Origin of the sequence: Nocardia sp. NPDC052001 (assembly GCF_040680615.1) — a bacterium.
Lineage (GTDB): Bacteria > Actinomycetota > Actinomycetes > Mycobacteriales > Mycobacteriaceae > Nocardia.
Genome location: NZ_JBFAXC010000004.1, coordinates 601,809 through 620,319, shown reverse-complemented (window position 1 = coordinate 620,319; position 18,511 = coordinate 601,809). Strand labels below are relative to the sequence as shown.

20 protein-coding genes are annotated in these 18,511 nt (G+C 66.2%); 7 read left to right on the top strand and 13 right to left on the bottom strand.

Translation table 11 applies throughout. The annotated features are described in order from the left end of the window. Positions 1–48: 48 nt before the first annotated feature. The 3 genes from AB0L82_RS22950 to aroA form a co-directional block, all read right to left on the bottom strand. Positions 49–543 carry a hypothetical protein gene (locus AB0L82_RS22950; protein ID WP_364639566.1) on the bottom strand — a complete coding sequence of 165 codons (495 nt, stop codon included), beginning with the start codon at positions 541–543 and terminating at the stop codon, positions 49–51. A 367-nt stretch (positions 544–910) separates the two neighbouring features. Continuing rightward, a complete protein-coding gene (gene rsgA / locus AB0L82_RS22945; RefSeq protein WP_364639563.1) occupies positions 911–1,957 on the bottom strand; it encodes a ribosome small subunit-dependent GTPase A in 1,047 nt (348 codons plus the stop codon). Next, on the bottom strand, positions 1,918–3,201 hold the full coding sequence (gene aroA, locus AB0L82_RS22940) for a 3-phosphoshikimate 1-carboxyvinyltransferase (RefSeq protein WP_364639560.1): 1,284 nt from the start codon (positions 3,199–3,201) through the stop codon (positions 1,918–1,920). The genes rsgA and aroA overlap by 40 nt, the downstream gene beginning before the upstream one ends. A 163-nt stretch (positions 3,202–3,364) precedes the next feature. On the opposite strand from aroA, the gene AB0L82_RS22935 reads away from it, so the two are divergent. Then, positions 3,365–3,655 (top strand): hypothetical protein, encoded by a 291-nt coding sequence (locus AB0L82_RS22935; RefSeq protein ID WP_364639557.1) that lies wholly within the window; start codon positions 3,365–3,367, stop codon positions 3,653–3,655. Positions 3,656–3,817: 162 nt separating this feature from the next. On the opposite strand, the gene AB0L82_RS22930 is transcribed toward AB0L82_RS22935, so the two are convergent. Further along, positions 3,818–5,326 (bottom strand): aldehyde dehydrogenase family protein, encoded by a 1,509-nt coding sequence (locus tag AB0L82_RS22930; RefSeq protein WP_364639554.1) that lies wholly within the window; start codon positions 5,324–5,326, stop codon positions 3,818–3,820. Between the two features lie 169 nt (positions 5,327–5,495). Between AB0L82_RS22930 and AB0L82_RS22925 the strand changes: the two genes are divergently transcribed. Beyond that, entirely contained in the window at positions 5,496–6,278 is a 783-nt protein-coding gene (locus AB0L82_RS22925) for an SOS response-associated peptidase (RefSeq protein ID WP_364640464.1), read from the top strand. A gap of 64 nt (positions 6,279–6,342) precedes the next feature. Here the strand turns inward: AB0L82_RS22925 and AB0L82_RS22920 are convergent, their stop codons facing one another. From AB0L82_RS22920 to ybaK, 4 genes are all read right to left on the bottom strand, one after another. Beyond that, entirely contained in the window at positions 6,343–6,627 is a 285-nt protein-coding gene (locus AB0L82_RS22920) for a hypothetical protein (protein WP_364639551.1), read from the bottom strand. 155 nt (positions 6,628–6,782) lie between these two features. Then, positions 6,783–8,471: an MDR family MFS transporter gene (locus tag AB0L82_RS22915; protein WP_364639549.1), complete on the bottom strand. Its 1,689-nt coding sequence runs from the start codon at positions 8,469–8,471 to the stop codon at positions 6,783–6,785. Continuing rightward, positions 8,468–9,004: a MarR family transcriptional regulator gene (locus AB0L82_RS22910; protein ID WP_364639546.1), complete on the bottom strand. Its 537-nt coding sequence runs from the start codon at positions 9,002–9,004 to the stop codon at positions 8,468–8,470. Before AB0L82_RS22910 ends, AB0L82_RS22915 begins: the two co-directional genes overlap by 4 nt. A 106-nt stretch (positions 9,005–9,110) precedes the next feature. Then, positions 9,111–9,605, bottom strand: coding sequence for a Cys-tRNA(Pro) deacylase (gene ybaK, locus AB0L82_RS22905; RefSeq protein WP_364639543.1), 495 nt, complete (start codon positions 9,603–9,605; stop codon positions 9,111–9,113). A 167-nt stretch (positions 9,606–9,772) separates the two neighbouring features. Here ybaK and AB0L82_RS22900 point away from each other — a divergent pair, with 167 nt between their 5' ends. From AB0L82_RS22900 to AB0L82_RS22885, 4 genes are all read left to right on the top strand, one after another. Further along, positions 9,773–10,585 carry a sigma-70 family RNA polymerase sigma factor gene (locus AB0L82_RS22900; protein ID WP_364640462.1) on the top strand — a complete coding sequence of 271 codons (813 nt, stop codon included), beginning with the start codon at positions 9,773–9,775 and terminating at the stop codon, positions 10,583–10,585. An 8-nt stretch (positions 10,586–10,593) separates the two neighbouring features. Beyond that, complete coding sequence (gene rsrA / locus AB0L82_RS22895) at positions 10,594–10,860, top strand: mycothiol system anti-sigma-R factor (RefSeq protein ID WP_364640459.1); 267 nt, start codon at positions 10,594–10,596, stop codon at positions 10,858–10,860. A gap of 243 nt (positions 10,861–11,103) precedes the next feature. Then, entirely contained in the window at positions 11,104–11,319 is a 216-nt protein-coding gene (locus tag AB0L82_RS22890; RefSeq protein ID WP_364639540.1) for a biotin/lipoyl-binding carrier protein, read from the top strand. Positions 11,320–11,425: 106 nt separating this feature from the next. After that, positions 11,426–12,940 carry a histidine kinase N-terminal domain-containing protein gene (locus AB0L82_RS22885; RefSeq protein ID WP_364639537.1) on the top strand — a complete coding sequence of 505 codons (1,515 nt, stop codon included), beginning with the start codon at positions 11,426–11,428 and terminating at the stop codon, positions 12,938–12,940. A 289-nt stretch (positions 12,941–13,229) separates the two neighbouring features. Here AB0L82_RS22885 and AB0L82_RS22880 read toward each other — a convergent pair whose 3' ends face one another. Both AB0L82_RS22880 and AB0L82_RS22875 read right to left on the bottom strand, forming a co-directional pair. Next, positions 13,230–13,484, bottom strand: coding sequence for a WhiB family transcriptional regulator (locus AB0L82_RS22880; RefSeq protein WP_011211115.1), 255 nt, complete (start codon positions 13,482–13,484; stop codon positions 13,230–13,232). 258 nt (positions 13,485–13,742) lie between these two features. Then, the gene (locus AB0L82_RS22875; protein ID WP_364639535.1) at positions 13,743–14,681 is read right to left on the bottom strand and encodes a diacylglycerol kinase family protein; all 939 of its coding nucleotides are present in this window, start codon (positions 14,679–14,681) and stop codon (positions 13,743–13,745) included. Between the two features lie 181 nt (positions 14,682–14,862). Between AB0L82_RS22875 and AB0L82_RS22870 the strand changes: the two genes are divergently transcribed. Next, positions 14,863–15,255, top strand: a complete 393-nt coding sequence (locus tag AB0L82_RS22870) for a hypothetical protein (protein WP_364640456.1) — start codon at positions 14,863–14,865, stop codon at positions 15,253–15,255. An 89-nt stretch (positions 15,256–15,344) separates the two neighbouring features. Here AB0L82_RS22870 and AB0L82_RS22865 read toward each other — a convergent pair whose 3' ends face one another. Genes AB0L82_RS22865 through AB0L82_RS22855 form a run of 3 tightly spaced genes read right to left on the bottom strand, consistent with a single transcriptional unit; the run spans position 15,345 to position 17,732 of the window. Beyond that, positions 15,345–15,830: a GNAT family N-acetyltransferase gene (locus AB0L82_RS22865; RefSeq protein ID WP_364639532.1), complete on the bottom strand. Its 486-nt coding sequence runs from the start codon at positions 15,828–15,830 to the stop codon at positions 15,345–15,347. A gap of 4 nt (positions 15,831–15,834) precedes the next feature. Beyond that, entirely contained in the window at positions 15,835–16,449 is a 615-nt protein-coding gene (locus AB0L82_RS22860) for an acid phosphatase (protein WP_364639530.1), read from the bottom strand. Positions 16,450–16,508: 59 nt separating this feature from the next. Further along, positions 16,509–17,732 (bottom strand): hypothetical protein, encoded by a 1,224-nt coding sequence (locus tag AB0L82_RS22855; RefSeq protein WP_364639527.1) that lies wholly within the window; start codon positions 17,730–17,732, stop codon positions 16,509–16,511. Positions 17,733–18,511 lie beyond the last annotated feature (779 nt).

Sequence of the window (18,511 nt, the reverse complement as noted above, 5' to 3'; positions counted from 1 at the left end):
GCGCGGACGGCGAAAAGGCCGTCTCCGTGCCACCGCGATGCGCTCGGCTCACGCCGGAACATTGTCGGCGCCGGCCAGAATCGAGAGGCGTACCGCGCCGAGTACGACCGTTCGGTGCGGTAGCCGCATGGTGCCCGGCTCCGGTTCGCTGGCCCAGTGCCAGCCGAGGGGGAGATCCGTGGTGGGCAGCATGATGCGGGTGCCGGGTTCGGGCAGTTCGACGGCGTGGGCGTGCAGGCGGCGCAGGAGTTGCTGGGGGAGTGGGTGATACGGGGCGGGCGGTGCGGTCAGCAGGGTCCAGCGGCGGCCGCGGGGATCGGCGATGACGGGCGGTCGCGGTAATTGTTCGGCTCGCTCCAGCAGTTCGCGGCCGACCCGGAGCCGTTCCAGCACCCGGCGGCCGAGCCCGGCCGGCAGCGTGATCGCCTCCAGGGTCGGACCGACGGACAGGAACGGGCGGTTGGCGAACATTTCCACCGGTAACCCATAGCGCGCCCGCAGCAGGTGGGCCGATTCATGTGGGGAGCAGCAGGATTCGAACATCGGGGACCTCCGGGCGGCGAGTGGTGTGCACCCGGCGCCCGGGGCGTCGACGGATCCCGTGGGCTGGCGCGATCGCAGGACGAAGTCTTCGCGCCGGATCCGTACCGCCGGGGCCCGCTGCGGAGGGGGCGGGCCGCTGCCGGACGCCGGGTGCGGAAGACAGTGTGCGCCTCGGAGTTTGCCGAATGGGTGACGGTCCGATGGCGCTCGGATGACCACCTGTAACGCGAATATTTCCGATTGCGGGCGGTCAGCTGTGAGCCTAACCGAAACTGAAACCTGTTGCTGTACAGCTTATTTCATTACCGCCCAGTAGTTTCCGCGTAGACGCGGTCGCGTGCATGACTCGGGCGGTAAGCTGCACGGTTCAGACCGTCGGCTGCACGCCCTTGAACCACGGATCATTGGTGTTGAGCGCGGTGAGCAGCAGTCGAATAGCCGCCACCCGCGCCTCTTTACCGGGCAGATTGTCCAGCGCGCATTCCGGATCGGCGGGCGGTCCCAGATGGGTGCAGCCGCGCGGGCAATCCTCGATGGCATCGGCCAGATCGGAGAACGCGCCGATCACATCGTCCGGGGTGATGTGCGCGAGACCGAAGGAGCGCACGCCGGGGGTGTCCACCACCCAGCCGCCCGCTTCCAGCGCCAGCGCCACGGACTGGGTGGAGGTATGCCGCCCCTTACCGACTCCGGAGACGACGCCGACGGCCCGATCCGCGTCCGGCACAAGACGATTCACCAGGGTGGACTTGCCGACCCCCGAATGTCCGATCAATGCGGTGAGGCGGCCGTTCAGCATCTCGAAGACCGGTTCCAGCGGATCCTCGATACCGCCGTACACGATGGTGAGATCCAAATCCTCGAAGGCGGCCGCGAATTCGGAGTCGGCGGCCAGATCGTGTTTGGTCAGGCACAGAATCGGTTGCAGCCCACCGACATACGCCGCGACCATGGCGCGTTCCACGAATCCGGTGCGCGGCGGCGGATCGGCCAGCGCCACCACGATGAACAGCTGTTCGGCATTGGCGACCACGATCCGTTCGAAGGGATCGGTGTCATCTGCGGTGCGGCGCAACACGGTTCGCCGATCCGCCACCCGCACGATACGGGCGAGGGTATCGGGTTTGCCGGACAGATCGCCGACCACATCCACCTGATCGCCGACCACGATCGGCGTGCGCCCTAATTCGCGGGCGCGCATGGCGACGATCCGGTGGTCCGGATCGTCGGCCAGGACGCAACCCCAGCGGCCGCGGTCGACCGAGACGACCATGGCCGCTTCCGCGTCCAGGTGCTGGGGGCGGGTTTTGGTGCGCGGACGTGAGCTCTTGCCCGGTCGGATCCGGACATCGGACTCGTCGTACTCGCGGCGCTTCAGCGGACCGCCTCCGGTCCGTCGAGCATGGTGCTCCACAGTTCCACGAAATTGGGCAGCGTCTTGGCGGTGGTACCGATGTCCTCGATCTCGACACCGGGCACGACCAGGCCGAGAATCGCACCCGCGGTGGCCATCCGGTGATCGGCGTAGGAATGCCACTGCCCGCCGGAAAGCGGTGCGGGCGTGATGGAGAGCCCGTCCTCGGTTTCGGTGACCTTGCCGCCGAGCCGGTTGATCTCGGTGGTGAGCGCGGCCAGCCGATCGGTCTCGTGCCCGCGCAGGTGCGCGATACCGCGCAGCCGGGACGGCGAATCCGCAAGGGCGGCAAGGGCTGCCACGGTCGGGGTGAGTTCGCCGACATCGTGCAGATCGATATCGATGCCCGCCAGGCGATCCGGGCCGTGCACGGTCAGAATCCCGTCGAAGATGCGGCATTCCGCGCCCATCCGCACCAGGATCTCGCGGATCACATCGCCGGGCTGGGTGGTGTAGCGCGGCCAGTGCGGAATGCTCACCTCACCGCCGGTGACCGCGGCCGCGGCCAGGAACGGGGTGGCATTGGACAGATCGGGTTCGATCTCCCAGTCCACGGCGCGGATCGGCCCGGGGGAGACGGTCCAGGTCTGCGCCTTGCGCGGATCGGCGGGCGCGTCGACCTGCACATCGGCTTCGCGCAGCATCTGCACGGTCATCTCGATATGCGGCATCGAGGGCAGTGCCGCGCCATCGTGATTCACGGTGATGCCCTGTTCGAAGCGCGCCGCGGAGAGCAGCAGCCCGGAGACGAACTGTGAGGAGCCGGAGGCGTCGATGGTGACCGGCCCGCCGCGCAGCGCGCCCGTCCCGTGCACCACGAAAGGCAGTGCGTTGCCGTCGATATCGACGCCGAGCCCGCGCAGTGCGTCCAGAATGGTGCCGAGCGGCCGGACCCGGGCCTGCTCATCGCCGTCGAACGCGACATCGCCGGTGGCCAGTGCCGCGACCGGCGGCAGGAACCGCATGACCGTCCCGGCGAGTCCGCAATCCACCACGGCGCTGCCGAATTCCTCGGGCGGGGTGACGACGAGGGTGTCGCCGTCGCCCTCGATGCTCGCGCCCATGGCCCGCAGCGCGTCGATCATGAGGTTGGTGTCGCGGCTGCGCAGCGCACCGGTGAGGGTGGACGGCCGATCCGCCAGCGCGGCGAGGATCAGCGCCCGATTGGTAATGGATTTGGACCCGGGCAGGGTCACCGAAGCGTGGACGGGAGTGCGGACGTGGGGCGCGGGCCAGAAAGTCACAGTCCCATCCTCCCAAACGATCGACCTCTCGCGGGCCCTCCCCGCCCCTTTCGTCCGGTGCGGCCAGTAGAAATGTCCGATATTTCCGGTATTGCGCAGGCGTGAGACGCTATCGCGCCCGTCGCGCTAGCCATATACGTATATGAGTACGTATACTGGCCGGGTGATCGATCCCATCAGCCTCCTCATCGGCGCCGGGCTGGTCGGCGGCGGCTGGGCGCTGGGCCGCTTCGGCTCCCGCCCGGCCAAGAAGCCCGCCGTGGCCACCGCGCTCTGCGGCTGCGGCCACGATCTCGCCGTCCACGACCGCGAATCCGGCCAATGTCACGGTGAGACCTTCCGCAACACCGGTGTGGGAATCAAAGCCTGGGTCCCCTGCAACTGCCGCCGCTACACCGGCCCCACCCCGCTCGAAGAATTCTTCACCCCACCGGTCCTGCCACCCAACCCCTGATACGCCAAATGCCGGTCCCCGCAAGGGAACCGGCATCTGCGGTGCGCGAGGGGCGCACCCCTTCCCGTCTGTCCCGGCTTCAGGTGCGGGGCCCTCAGCGGTCCTTCCGCCTGTCCGGGGTTTCAGGGGCGGAGCCCCTGAGGGTCCGGGAGTGGGTAGTTCCTACTTGTTGCGCCCGTGCAGGAACGGCACGATCTTGCGCAGCAGCTTCATGGTGCTGTCGGTGCGGCTGTAGGACAGCAGCGCCATACCCGGAATCGTGAAGCGCTGCACCGCGATCGAGTGCGGGCGGGAGAATTCCAGCAGTCCGGGCGCACCGTGGATGCGCCCGATGCCGGAATCGCCAACGCCGCCGAACGGCAGTCCGGAGATCGCGGCGTAGCTGAGCACCGAATTCACCGAGGTGCAGCCGACATTCAGGCGGCGGGCGATCTCGAGCCCGTGCTTGGCCGAGTACACGGCGGACCCGAGCCCGTACTTGCTCTTGTTGGTGAGTTCGACCGCCTCGTCGATGCCGTTCACCGTGCGAATGGTGACGGTGGGCCCGAAGGTCTCCTCGCACACCGCATCCGAGGATTCATCGGTGTCGACCAGGATGACCGGCTCGATGTAGGGACCCTTGATCGATTCGGGTCCGCCCAGCACGGCCGTGCCGCCGTTCTTGATGGCGTCCTCGATATGCCGCCGCACGATATCGATCTGGCTGGGCATGGTCATCGGCCCGTACGAGGCCTTGTCATCCGAGCCCGGCTTGATATCGGTGAGGATCCGCTTGACCTCGGCGATGAACGGTTCGGCGACCGATTTGTCGACGTACACCCGCTCCACGCCCGCACAGGTCTGCCCGGAGTTGGCGGTCGCGCCCCAGGCCACGGCGTCGGCGGCGGCCTTGATATCGGCGTCTGCGGCCACGATCACCGCATCCTTGCCACCGCATTCCAGCAGCACCGGGGTGAGCGAGTCGGCGGCCGAGGCCATGATCTTCTTACCGGTCGCGGTGGATCCGGTGAACGCCAGCTTGTCCACGCCCGCCCGCACCAGCGCCGCGCCGGTGGCGCCGAATCCGTTGATGGTGGTGAACACCCCGTCGGGCAGTTCCGGATTCGCCTCGTTGAACGCGGCGGCCACGAAATTACCGATGCCCGTGGAGAATTCGCTCGGCTTGAACACCACGGCATTGCCCGCGGCGAGCGCGTAGGCGATGGATCCGTTGGGTGTGTAGACCGGGTAGTTCCACGGTCCGATGATGCCGACCACGCCCAGCGGCCGCTGCTCGAGATGCGCCGCGAAGTTGGCCATCAGCGCACCGGGCGCGACCTTCTTGGGCTTGAGCACCTTCTCGGCGTTGGAGGCCGCCCATTTGATGTGCTCCAGCGCGAGCATGAGCTCGAGGTAGGCGTCATCGAGGGGCTTGCCGTTCTCGGCGTGGATGAGCGCGCAGAGCTCGTCGGATTTGGCGACCAGCTTGCTGCTCCAGCGCAGCAGATGCCGTTTGCGTTCGGCGAAGCTCAGCGCGCCCCAGGTGGCGGCGGCGGTGCGGGCCTTGGCGACGGCGGCGTGCACCGCGTCTTCATCGTCGATCTTGTAGGTGGCGAGAACATCGCCGGTGGCGGGGTTGACGGAGGTCAGCGAGGCGTCCCGGTCGATCGAGGCGGTATCGGTTGCAGACATGAGTGGCGGCGATCCCTTACGAGAGTGTGATGGGACGAACGTCTCATACGATACAAGTGAAGTCAACCGCCTTCACATGACTCGCAAGAGGTCCGGAAAGGAACCGTGCGGTATTTCCCAGGGTGGCGAAGCCTCGAATATGTCGGTCCGCGGTGGCAGCATGGTCATCATGTGCGGCAGATACGCGACAACGACGAATCCCGCCACGCTGGCCGTCGAGCTGGACGCGCTCGACGAGGCCACCCCCGGGACTTCGAGCGATAAGGGTTTCAACCCCAACTACAACGTGGCCCCGACCAATCAGGTGCTCACCGTGGTGGAGCGGCACGACCGCGACCATCCGGAGGATCCGGCCACCCTGCGCATCCGGGCCATGCGCTGGGGTCTGATCCCGCCCTGGAGCAAGGCGTCCGAACCCGGCATCCCGGCCAAGGGCAAACCCCTGTTCAATGCCCGCGCCGATAAGGCCGCCACCACCGCATCGTTCCGCGATGCGGTGAAGAAGCGCCGCTGTCTGGTCCCCATGGACGGCTGGTACGAATGGGTCACCGAGTCCGAGGGCCCCGGAAAGGCCGTCAAGCAGCCGTTTTTCATGTCCCGGGCCGATGGCGGCCGCCTCTACATGGCGGGCCTGTGGTCGGTCTGGCGTGACCGCTCACTCGGCGACGACGCCAAACCCCTGCTCTCCTGCACCATTCTGACCACCGACGCGGTGGGCGATCTGACGAAGATCCACGATCGCATGCCGCTGCCCATGCCCCGCGAGCACTGGGCCGCCTGGCTGGATCCGGATCACCCGGCCCCGGAGGAACTGCTGGAAACCCCTGGCGCGGAAGCGGTTTCGGATATCCTCATCCGCCCGGTGCCCGCCCTGGTCAACAGCGTCCGCAACAACGGTCCCGAACTATTGGCCGAAGTAGACGAAAAAGCCGGTCAGATCAGCCTGATCTGACCGGCTTGTAGAGCTCTCGGGGTTGGGGGTTCGGGGGCGAAGCCCCTGAGAGCTACGAGAGTTGTTACAGGTCGCACTTCACGGCGGGGAGCGCGATATTGAGCCCGCACTTGAGCACTCCGGTGGCGAGGTCGATGACCTTCGTGGTCACGGTGCCACCGAGTTTGCCCGCCTTCTCCGGCTTCTCGTCCTTCTGCTGCTGGCCGGGTGTGCTCGGATCTGGCCCGAGCGGATAGTTGGGGTTGGCCGGCGCGGCGGTGGCCGTTGCCATTGTCATCGGGCCTGCCAGCGCCAAGAGCAGTGCGCCGGATACTGCCACGATGCCGGTGCGAAAACGCTGGTTGGACATAACCGCATCACATCCTCGGGTCGAAACGAACCTGGCGAGATGGGAACCCACGCGGTACAAGTAACGCACACATCCGGCCGCTTCCCGGGGAAGGCGACCGGATGTGTGCGTGTCAAAAGTGCTGGTCAAGCGCCCAGCGGGTGATCTTTTGGTGGCTAGCCGATGGCCTCGACCGCGGCCTCCTCGATCTTCTCCTGCCGCGCCTGGATACCGCCGGAGGTGCGCAGTGGCACCTCCTTCCAGAACAGCACCAGGATCATCGCGATGAGCGCCACCGCGGCCGCCGCCAGGAACACCGTGTCCATGGCATTGGCGAAGCCGACCTTGAACGGATGCGCCAGCGTCGGATTCAGCTTCTGGATGATCGAGCTGTCATTGAGCACCTCCGCCGCGGCGGCATGGTCCTGCTTGGCGAGCCCGGTGGACAGCGCCACATCGGCCGGGTTGGTGCTGTGCACGCCCTCGGCGATGGCGGCCTGGTACGCCGGAGTCGCGGCGGCCGACTGCAATTCGGTGCTGATATTCGGCCCGACCTGCGAGAACAGGATGGACAGGAATACCGCGACACCGAGCGTGCCGCCGATCTGCCGGAAGAACGTCGCGGCGGCCGTGGAGACGCCCATATCCTTGGGCGGCAACGCGTTCTGGATCGCCAGCGTCAGCGGCTGCATGAGATTGCCCAGTCCCAGACCGGTGATCAGCATGAACAGCATGGTCACGTACAGGTGCGTGTCCGCGGTGACGAAGTGCAGCAGGAACAGTCCGAGCACCAGCAGTCCGGCGCCGATCGGCGGGAACCACTTGTACCGTCCGGTGCGCGAGATCAACTGTCCCGCAATGATGGACGCGGTCATCATGCCCACCACCAGCGGCAGCATCTGCATACCGGCCAGCGTCGGGCTGGAGCCCCGCACCACCTGCAGGTACTGCGGCAGCAGGGTGATGCCGCCGAACATGGCCGAGCCGACCACGATCGAGATGACAACGCCGAGCGCGAAGGTCGAGTTCTTGAACATGCGCAGTGGAATCAGCGCGGCGTCACCGAGTTTGGCCTCGACGGCCACGAATCCGATCAGGCCGAGCGCACCCACCACGTAGCAGGTGATGGAGTTGACACTGCCCCAACCCCATTCGCGGCCCTGTTCGGCCACCACGAGCAGCGGCACCAGGCCGACGGCCATGGTCAGCACGCCGAACCAGTCGACGGCCACCTTGGGCTTCTCCACCTTCGGCAGCTTCAGCACGCGCGACACCACGGCCAGCGCGATGATGCCCAGCGGCACGTTCACCAGGAACACCCAGCGCCAGCCGGTGATGCCCAGGATGGTGTCCTGTCCGGAGATGACGCCGCCGAGCACCGGCCCGACCACGCTGGAGGTGCCGAACACGGCCAGGAAGTAGCCCTGGTAGCGGGCGCGCTCCCGCGGCCCGACCATATCGCCGAGGATGGTCAGCGCCAGCGACATCAGACCGCCCGCGCCCAGGCCCTGGAACGCGCGGAACGCGGCCAGCTCGTACATGGACTGGGAGAACGTGCACAGCAGCGAGCCGACCACGAAGATCGTGATGGCGGCCAGATAGAACGGCTTGCGGCCGTACATATCCGAGAGCTTGCCGTACAGCGGGGTGGAGAGGGTGGCGGTGATCAGGTACGCCGTGGTCACCCACGCCTGCATCGAATAACCCTGCAGGTCATCGGCGATGGTGCGGATGGAGGTGGACACGATGGTCTGGTCGAGCGCGCCCAGCAGCATGCCGAGCAAGAGACCACTGAGCACCACCAGGATTTGCTTATGCGTGAAGCCGGCGGGTGCCGCGGCTTCCGTCTCTGCGGTAGTCGTCACGAATTACTCTCTGCGGAATCGATTTTCGGGAAGAGGGGGGCGCGGGTGGCGAGTTCGGCCAGCATGGTCTGCCGGTTGATCTCGTAGTCGTCCACGAAGCGCTCGAGCAGGTGCGCGAAGGTGTCGCGTTCGCCGGGCTCCCAGGCGCGCAGGATCTGCGTCAGGGATTCATTGCGGCGCACGCGAATCTGCGCGGCGCATTCGCGCCCGAGGTCGGTGACCGCCAGCACGCTGACCCGTCCGTCCGCCGGATCGGCGCGGCGTTCGAGCAGTCCGCGTTTCACCAGCGCCGCGACCTGCCTGCTGATGGTGGAGGCATCCGAATACAGCGCCTCGGCCAGTGCGCCCGAGCGCATCGGCCCGTTGTGCAGCAGTTGGAAGAGGATGCCGAACGCGGCCGGTTCCACCTCGCCATTGGTGGCGGCGGCGACCTGGGCATTGGTCTTCTCGCGTAGCCGGGTGAGGCGGGTGAGCTGGTAACCGATGGTGTCGAGCAGGTCGTCGGCGAGCGTTATAGCCGGGTCATCGCTCATCGGGCACCTCCTTGCGCTAAACAACTGCTTGTAGCAATCAACTAGTTGTACTGAGCAAGTATGTGGAGATAGTTGTGTCTTGGCAAGTTTTTTTCGGAAGGGTGTCTCAGCTCACGGCGACGGCCGCGGTGACGGCTCCGGTGAGCCGCACCAGATCGGCGGGCGCGAGCTCGATCTCCAGCCCGCGCTTACCCGCGCTGCACAGCACCCGATCGAAGCCCAGCGCCGATTCATCGATCACCGTCGGCAGTCGCTTCTTCTGCCCCAACGGCGAAATCCCGCCCAGCACATAGCCTGTCGTGCGTTCGGCCTTCGCCTTGTCGGCCATCGCGGCCTTACCGCCGCCCAGCGCCCCGGCCGCCGCCTTGAGCGAGAGCTTGGCCGGAACCGGCAGCACCGCGACCGCCAGCCCGCCCGATCCGAGCTCGATCACCAGCGTCTTGAAGATCTGCCCCGCCACCAGTCCGAGCTCTTCGGCGAGCGCGTCCACTGCCTCGGCCCCGTACGAATCACTGCGCGGATCATGCGTATACGCGTGCACCCGATGCTCCACCTTCGCCTGTACCAGGGCCTTGATCGCGGGAGTCGACGCAGCTGCCATGCCGTCACCCTAAACATCCGGCACCATGACGCGACACCGGATTTCGCCGTGGCGGGAACATGGCGATCTCTCACCCTGTTGCACGCCATACGCGGCACAGTTGCGCGACGTTATTCATCACGAAGGAGGAGTCGGTGACCGTTCTGGTCGAAGAACGCCCGGTGCGGATGCTGATCAACATCCCAGCAGACATCGCCCGCCCTGCCGGTTTCCCGGCGCTCACCCCGCTCGCGGTAGATTCAATTGCTACGGCGATCGAAGGGAACAGCGTGACGAGCGACGACGACAAGGTCGATCGCCTGCCCGATGACGACTCGGAAACTGACGAGGCCATCGACGGCGGCGATTCCGGCACAGATGACGAGAACCGTGTGCGCAGCACGGAGACCACCGAGGAGCTCGGCCGCCGATTCGAGCGTGACGCGCTGCCGCTGCTGGATCAGCTGTACGGCGCCGCACTGCGCATGACCCGCAATCCGGCCGATGCCGAGGATCTGGTCCAGGAGACGTTCGCCAAGGCGTACCAGGGGTTCCGCTCGTTCCGCGAGGGCACCAACCTGCGCGCGTGGCTGTACCGCATTCTCACCAACACCTACATCAACTCGTATCGGAAGAAGCAGCGCCAGCCCGCGCAGTATCCGACCGACGAGATCACCGATTGGCAGCTCGCCGCCACGGCGGAGCACACCTCGCAGGGTCTGCGCTCGGCCGAGATGGAGGCCCTCGAGGCGCTGCCGGACGATGAGATCAAGCGCGCTCTACAGGAACTTCCCGAGGAATTCCGCATGGCGGTGTACTACGCCGACGTGGAGGGCTTCCCCTACAAGGAAATCGCCGAGATCATGGGTACCCCCATCGGCACCGTCATGTCCCGCCTGCACCGCGGCCGTAAGCAGCTCAAGGGTCTGCTCGCGGATGTGGCGCGGGAACGCGGATTCAACCGGTCGGGCAATGACGCGCGTCAGGAGGTCACCCAGTGAGCGACGAGATGGATATGGACTGCACGGCGGTACTCGCCGACGTCTGGCTGCTCCTGGACAACGAATGCGATGAGTCGATCAAGGCTCGCCTGCAGGAGCACATCAACCGGTGTTCCCCCTGCATCGAGGCGTACGGCCTGGAGGAGAAGCTCAAGTCGCTGCTGAACCGCAAGTGCGGCGGCGAGCGCGCCCCCGACTCGCTGCGCGCCCGCCTGACCATGGAGATCCGCACGACCTTCACCCAGGTGGAGACCAGGATCGGACCGGTCGAGTAGGACCCCCGAAAAAAGCATGAGCGGCACACTTCGATGAGAAGTGATGCCGCTCAGTGCATTTCGAGCTATGTAGCCAGCTCAGGCGTTCGGCCGCTTGCCGTGGTTGGCTGCGTTCTTCTTGCGGCCACGCTTCTTACGTCCACGCTTACCCATAGGTAGTCTCCCTTCTGATTGAAGACCATTCTTTCATGTGTGATTGGCTGTACCTTCATCGGATCAGGTCAACGAACACCGAGGGGCAACATGGCTGAGGAAGTACTCGCGGAGATGGTGTCCACCGTCTTCCAGATCGTCGCGAACGTGGGCGATCAGGTGAAGGAGGGCGACACCCTGGTGATCCTCGAGTCGATGAAGATGGAGATCCCGGTCGTGGCCGAGGCCGACGGCACCGTGGCATCCATCAACGTCAAGCCCGGCGATGTGATTCAGAAGGATGACCTGATCGCGGTCATCAGCTAGTACCCCCGGCAACACCTGCGGTACCCGCGCGTTCCTGGCGAAAGCGCGAATCCTTAGTTCGGCGTGGGAACATACACCGAGGTTGGGATCTGAGGAGCGTGGGTGAATGTCGACACTGAGCGATCTACTGGCTGAGCACACCGATCTACCGGGTGCGGCGGTCGATCATCTGCAGCGGGTGGTGGGGGACTGGCAGTTACTGGCCGACCTGTCGTTCGCGGATCTGCATCTGTGGGTGGGCACCGGGCCCATCACCGATGGCGCGGATGTGGTGTGCGTCGCGCAGTGCCGCCCCACCACCGCGCCGACGGTGCATCCGGAGGATCTGGTCGGTTCGCTGGCCAATAAGGACGCGTTCCCGCAGATCTTCGAAGCGCTGCTCACCAGCGATATCAATCGCGTGGATTCCGATGCCGAGGTGTCCGGCGTCTATCACCCGCATCCGGTGCACGCGATCCGCGAGGCCATTCCGGTCCGCGTCGGCGACGATGTGATCGCCATTCTCGGCCGCGATACCGATGTGCAGCGCCGAAAGATGCGCTCCAGCTTGGAGATCGCGTACATGGCGTGCGCGGATGATCTGTGCCAGATGGTCGCGGACGGCACCTTCCCCGCGCTGGAGGATCGCACCGGAGCGCATTCCAGCCCGCGCGCCGGTGACGGTTTCATTCGCCTCGATACCGACGGCATCGTGGTCTACGCCAGCCCGAACGCGCTCTCGGCCTATCACCGCATGGGTCTGCAGAATGATCTGGTCGGCCAGGATCTGGCGCTGACCACGCGCTCGCTCATCACCGATCCGTTCGACGCGCAGGAAGTCGTCGGCGATATCCAAGCCGCGCTGGCCGGAAAGGCCGGGCGCAGAATGGAAGTCGAGGCGCGCGGTGCGACCGTACTGCTGCGCACGCTTGTGCTGCGTCCCAATGGGGAGCTCGCCGGCGCGGCCGTACTGGTGCGCGATGTGACCGAGGTGAAGCGCCGCGATCGCGCGCTGCTGTCCAAGGACGCGACCATTCGCGAGATCCACCATCGTGTCAAGAACAATCTACAAACGGTTGCCGCATTGTTGCGGTTGCAGGCTCGCCGCACCGAGAACGAGGAGGCGCGGCTGGCGCTGACCGAATCGGTTCGCCGCGTCACCTCGATTGCCTCTGTGCACGAGATGCTTTCGATGTCGGTGGACGAGGAGGTCGATCTCGACGAAGTTGTGGATCGCCTCTTGCCGATAATGGCCGATGTCGCTACGGTGCACACCGCTCGCATAAAGGTCCGGCGCGCAGGCTCTTTGGGCGTCTTCTCGGCCGAGCGCGCAACCCCGCTTGTCATGGTGCTCACCGAATTGGTCCAGAACGCAATCGAACACGCCTTCGACGCGGGTGAGAACGGCACCGTCACCATCCGCTCCGAGCGCTCGGCCCGCTGGCTGGACGTGATCATCAGCGATGACGGCCGCGGCCTGCCCGACGGCTTCAGCCTGGAGGCCTCCGACCGCCTCGGCCTGCAAATCGTCCGGACCCTGGTTACCGCCGAATTGGGTGGTTCCATCGGCCTGCACCCGGGTGCGGACATTGGCACCGACGCCGTTCTCCGCGTCCCCCTGGGTCGCCGTTCAGCCCGCTAGAAACCGGCACACCCGCGCCATTAAATGAGCGCTTCGCCATTAGTGGCGAAGCGCTCATGTCATTCATGAATAGCTGAATCCCACTCAACGGAATTGTTCTTCGGCGAGTCGGAGCATCAGAGGTTTAGTCGCAGCCCAAAGCGTTTTCCGGGTTCGTGCAAAGCCCTCGGAAGATGTCCTGGGGTTCGTTTACCCCTGTTAGACACTGAAGCCCGGCACCGTGTGGTGCCGGGCTGAATTGCGCTGGGCCGCGAGCTGTGCGGCCTAGCGCCGAGTCGTCTAGCTGCTGTTAGACGACGGTGCGGGTACGCGTGCGAGCGTTGCGACGCTTCAGCGCACGACGTTCGTCTTCGCTCATTCCACCCCACACGCCTGCATCCTGACCGGACTTCAGGGCCCAGGAAAGGCAATCGGCGGTGACGGGGCAGCGAGCGCAGACCAGCTTGGCATCGGCAATCTGCGCGAGCGCAGGACCACTGTTACCCACCGGGAAGAACAGCTCGGGGTCCTCGTCGCGACAGATGGCCTTGTGGCGCCAGTCCATTCCTCTGCTCCTTTGCTTGGGCATGCGCATGGCGCTGCCCCTGTGGTTTGTGGTCCGTTCACTTGTGCGACTCGAATGTTTCCGCACGGTTGCTTGTGAATGCTTTCACGAACACCGTAGATGTCAATAGATACCTGGTGCACCGTGGGGAAGCTCACGCTGTAAGACCCCTACAAGGCGGGCCTGCCGAACCATTTCTACTCGGTCGAGCGGGTTTTCGCAGCGCAACCGCAAGGTTTCTCAGGTGTGTCTTACCGGTTAGGGCTTCGGCGCGACCACATCGAGGATATCCGGTGCGGCTGTGAAATTCACCATGTTGCGCCGACCAATGAAGTCACCATCGATTTGCAGTCCGATCGGCTCGGTGGCTTCGATGCGGACGGACGGGACATCGTCCTCGCGAAACAATTTGTGTCCCTTGGGATTTCCATCGCTTGCCAGCAACTGGCGGGCAATCATCAGGGTGGGCACGATCCCCATGGTCCGCATGGCAAACACCCCGAGACCGGATTCGAAGGTGGTGCCGGGGTTGGTCCGCACGGGCGTGTTGTCGAGGAAAGTCCATGGGCTGGTGTTGGTCACGAATGCGTAATGCACTTCCGTGACCGGTTCGTGACCCGGAATCTCCAAGCGCACCTGGGGAAGACTGCGCGCGGCCTTGAAGAACTCACGCACCGTGGTGCGCAGGTAGCGTGCGGGAGTAGCGGCTTTGCCGTTGGCGCGCTTGGCGTCGATGGCCTCGCACACATCGGCGTCCAGGCCCACGCCCGCGCTGAACAGGAACCAGCGATCGTCGGCCAGTCCGAGTCCGATGCGCCGATCCGCGTCCGCCGCCAGCAGATCGATCAACTGGTTCGCCGCGAACACCGGATCCTGTTCGATGCCGAGCGAGCGCGCGAACACATTCGCCGACCCGCCCGGGATCACGCCCAGTCGCGGCAGCCAGTCGCGCTGCGGCTCATGCGGCAGCGGCAGGAAACCGTTCACGGTCTCGTTCACGGTGCCGTCGCCGCCGTGCACCACGATCAGATCCATCCGGGTGTCCGCGGCCCAGCGCGCGAGTTCGGCCGCGTGCCCGCGCCGTTCGGTGTGCACGACGGTCAGCTGGGTGCGGCTTTCGAGTGCGTGGGCGAGCAGATCGCGAGTAGCCGGGGTGGTGGAGGTGGCATTGGGATTCACGATCAGCAGCGTCCGCACCCAAGCAGCCTACTGTGTTCAATTGCACCGCTCCTTCGTCGCGGTGCGGGTTCGCGGCCCCCCCGAAGGCCCGAACGAACTGGTGTGTGCCGGAGCCTCATCCGATGATTGCGTGAACTACGGACGGTCGTAGGCTGGGCGGGTGGCTGAGCGGAACGAGACAGGTGCGGGCGCGTCGACGATGGTGCCCGGCACCGTGCGGGTGGCCGGTGCGCTGGTGGCGCTGGAGGGCGCGGCCGGGGTGATCGTGGCGATCGTGCTGATTCTGCGCGCGGCCACCGGGAGTGATCAGCATGTGGTGAACGGGTACGGAACTGCGGCCTGGCTGGTGATTCTCGCGGGCGCGGTGCTCGCGGCCGGGATCGGGCTGTTCCGCGGTAAGCGGTGGGGGCGGGCCATCGCGGTGATCGCGAATCTGCTGCTGCTGCCGCCGGCCTGGTACATGATCACCTCGCATCAGGTGCCGCTCGGCATTCTGTTCGGCGTCATCGCGCTGGGCGCGCTCGGTGCGCTGTTCGCGCCCGCGTCGAGCCGGTGGATGGCGGCCGGCTACGTCACCCCGGACGACGAGTAGGTCAACCGTCCAGGAGTGCCGCATACACCCCGCTGATCACGCCACAGCGGGGTTTTGGACGCCCGACCTACCCGATGTGCCCGATCGGCTCAGTCGTCGGCGTGCGAAGCCAGCCGGGCCAGCGCGCCACCGGTGAGCCGGTAACCGGTCCACTCGTCCTGCGCGACCGCGCCGATCGATTTGTAGAAATTGATCGACGGCTCATTCCAGTCCAGCACCGCCCAGTCGACCCGGGAGTACCCCTGTTCGACGGCCTCGCGGGCCAGCGCCGCCAGCAGATCACGGCCCAGGCCGAGCCCGCGCGTCTCCGGCTTGACGTACAGATCCTCCAGGTAGATCCCGTGCACGCCGGTCCAGGTGCTGTAGTTCAGGAACCAGATCGCGCAGCCCGCCACACCCATATCGCCCGGACCCTCGGCCACATGCGCGAAGACCGCCGGGTTCGGGCCGAACAGCGCGGTCCGCAGCTGGTCCTCGGTGAGCGTGCACTCGTCGCGCAGCTTTTCGTATTCGGCGAGGTCGTAGACGAGTCCCACCAGAGCCGGGATATCGGCGGGTGTGGCGCGGCGGATCATGCGATCAGTTCCCTTCCAACTGCGGAACCAGGTTGTGCGCGAGCAGGGTTCGCGCCTGGTAGTCGTACCCGAGCACGGTAACGGCGGCGGTGGACAGGAAGAATCGCCGCCCCTCCACCACCTCGAATTCGGCCCAGCGCGCGATCATGACCCGGGAGAAGTGCCCGTGCCCGACCAGCACCACATCGCGGTTGGCGAGTTCGGGGATGACGGTGGCCAGCACGTGGTCGGCGCGCTTGCGGACCTGATCGGCGGTTTCGCCTTCGGGGGTGACGCCGGTCCAGATGGTCCAGCCGGGTGACATGCGCTGGATCTCGAGCGTGGTGAGACCTTCGTATTCGCCGTAATCCCATTCGACGAGATCATCGTCGACGTGCACATCGGTCAATCCGGCCAATTCGGCGGTGCGCAATGCGCGTTGCCGGGGACTGCTGAATACCAGCGGATCGTGCAGCCCGAGACCGGCCAGCAATTTCCCGGCGGCCAGGGCCTGTTCCTCCCCGGCGGGCGTCAGCGGAATATCGGTGCGCCCGGTATGGCGGCGTGCGGCCGACCACTCCGTCTCACCGTGTCGTAGCAATATCAGCCGATAATCATGTTCGGACACGCCCTCGATCATGCCCGACAAACCGCCCGTCCCGGGCGGCGGCGCACGGAAATAGCGGCGGTATCGCCGGACTATGCCGCGCCGAGGGCGTACAGCCGGGTGCCGCGCTGTTCCAGCACCGTGCCGCCGATGGCCGCCAGCGAGATGGGCTCATTGTGATAGTCGGTGCGCTGCACCGCGATCCGCCCGGCGGCCGCGCCGGTGGCGGGATCGACCGCGCGCAGTCCCTCCGGTGCGGGGACCAGTAGCTGACCGGACATCAGGGTGGGGGTGCCGAGCACGTTCTGGATCGTCCAGGTGACGTCGAAGGTGCTCGCGTTCAGCGCCAGCAGGGACTGCCCGGTGAAGACGAACCAGGCCGAGCTCACATGGCTCACCAGTGCGTTGTCCGGCAGCGGTGCCGGAAGCTGGTGTGTGGCAATGACATTGCCGGAAATATCGTAGACCACGAATTGCGGTGCGGTGCCGCCGATTCCGGGCAGGTAGAGCGCGATTCGACTGTCCGACACCGCGATCACCCGCGCGCTCTCGGACGCGCCGCCCGGTTCGTTCAGCACATGCGTGCTGTACTCCTCGGGCGTGGTGCCGTCCTTGGGAGCCGGATTCAATACGGTGAGCCGGACGGCGGTGTCCTTGGGGCAGCGCTCCAGCACCGCGACCCGGCTGGGCGAGGACGCCGCCGACAGCAGCGCGCATCCGGTGCGCGGCTGGGTCTTCGAGTTCACCGGGGCGTCGACCTTGCCGAATTCCAGGGTCCGCACCAGATCCGACCGCCACACCTCGAGCCGGTCCGGTCCCTGCGCGAGCGTGTACGTCCCGTCCACCGACATCTTGATGGAATCGTCCATATAGCTGGACCGCGAGGTGATCCGCCCGCCGGTCTCGGCATTGAGCAGCGTGGTCTGACTGCATCCGCGCTGATCCCGATAGGTGGCGATCACCGTCCCGAACTGGGATTCGATCCCGCACAACGGCATATCCCGCTGGTACTTCCACACCTGCTCACCCGTGACCGGATCCCGCCCGGTGACGGTGCCCCCGTCCCCGGTGACCGCGACCCCGCCGACCGTAATGGCCCGCGCACTCGCCGGATTCGGCGAGTTCCACAGCTCCCGCATGCTCGCGGGCAACTGCTCGGGAGTGGGTGGCGCGGAAAGCGTCTTATCCGCGGTCACCGATTCGGTGCCACGGGCATCACTGGTCCACCACACCACGCCTGCCGCGATCGCCAGCAGAGCGACGATCGCGGCAGCGGTGAGAATATCGGCGCGCGTTCGCCGCTCGGGTGCGAGCACGACAGCGAGACTATCCGATCCCCTCCACTACGCCGAGGCGGCAACCCGCCCCCGGGCCATAAACCAGCGCCGCCGCGATCATCGGGATCGACGATCGCGGCGGCGATGACGTGCCAGCGGGTGATCGCGGCTCAGGGGTGAGCGGCGGTCCCGGCTGGTCTGCTTCGGTTATTTGGAAGCGGTGGCCTTGGTCCGCTTCTTGGCGGCGGACTTCGGTGCTTCGGGTTCGGCCTTGGCGCGGGTCTTCTTGGCCGGTGCGGCCTCGACCGCCTTGGCCTTGCCCTTCTTCGCGGGGGCGGCCTTCGCCCCGTTGGAGGCGGGCTTCGCTGCCTCGGCGGCCTTCTTGCGGGCCGGTGCCTTGACGGGCTCCGCGACAGCGGCCTTGGTGCTCTTGCGAGCTGCCTTGGCCGGAACCTCGACTGCCGCAATGGTCTTGCTCGAGGTCTTGGCAGCCGGGGCGGCCTTCTTCGACGCGGCGGCGGTCGTTGTCGCGGCCTTGGTGGCTGCCTTGCGGGCCGGGGCCTTGGCAGGCTCTGCCACCGCGGTCTCGGCTGCGGCCTTGGTGCTCTTGCGAGCTGCCTTGGCCGGTGCGGCCGGAACCTCGGCTACCGCAACCGCCTTGGTGGCGGTCTTGCGTGCGGTTTTGGCGGGCGCGACCGTCTTCTCCGCTGCTGCGGCCTTGGTGGCTACCTTGCGGGCCGGGGCCTTGGCGGGCTCCGCCGCTGCGGTCTTGGTGCTCTTGCGAGCGGCCTTAGCCGGTTCGGCCGGAACCTCGGCTG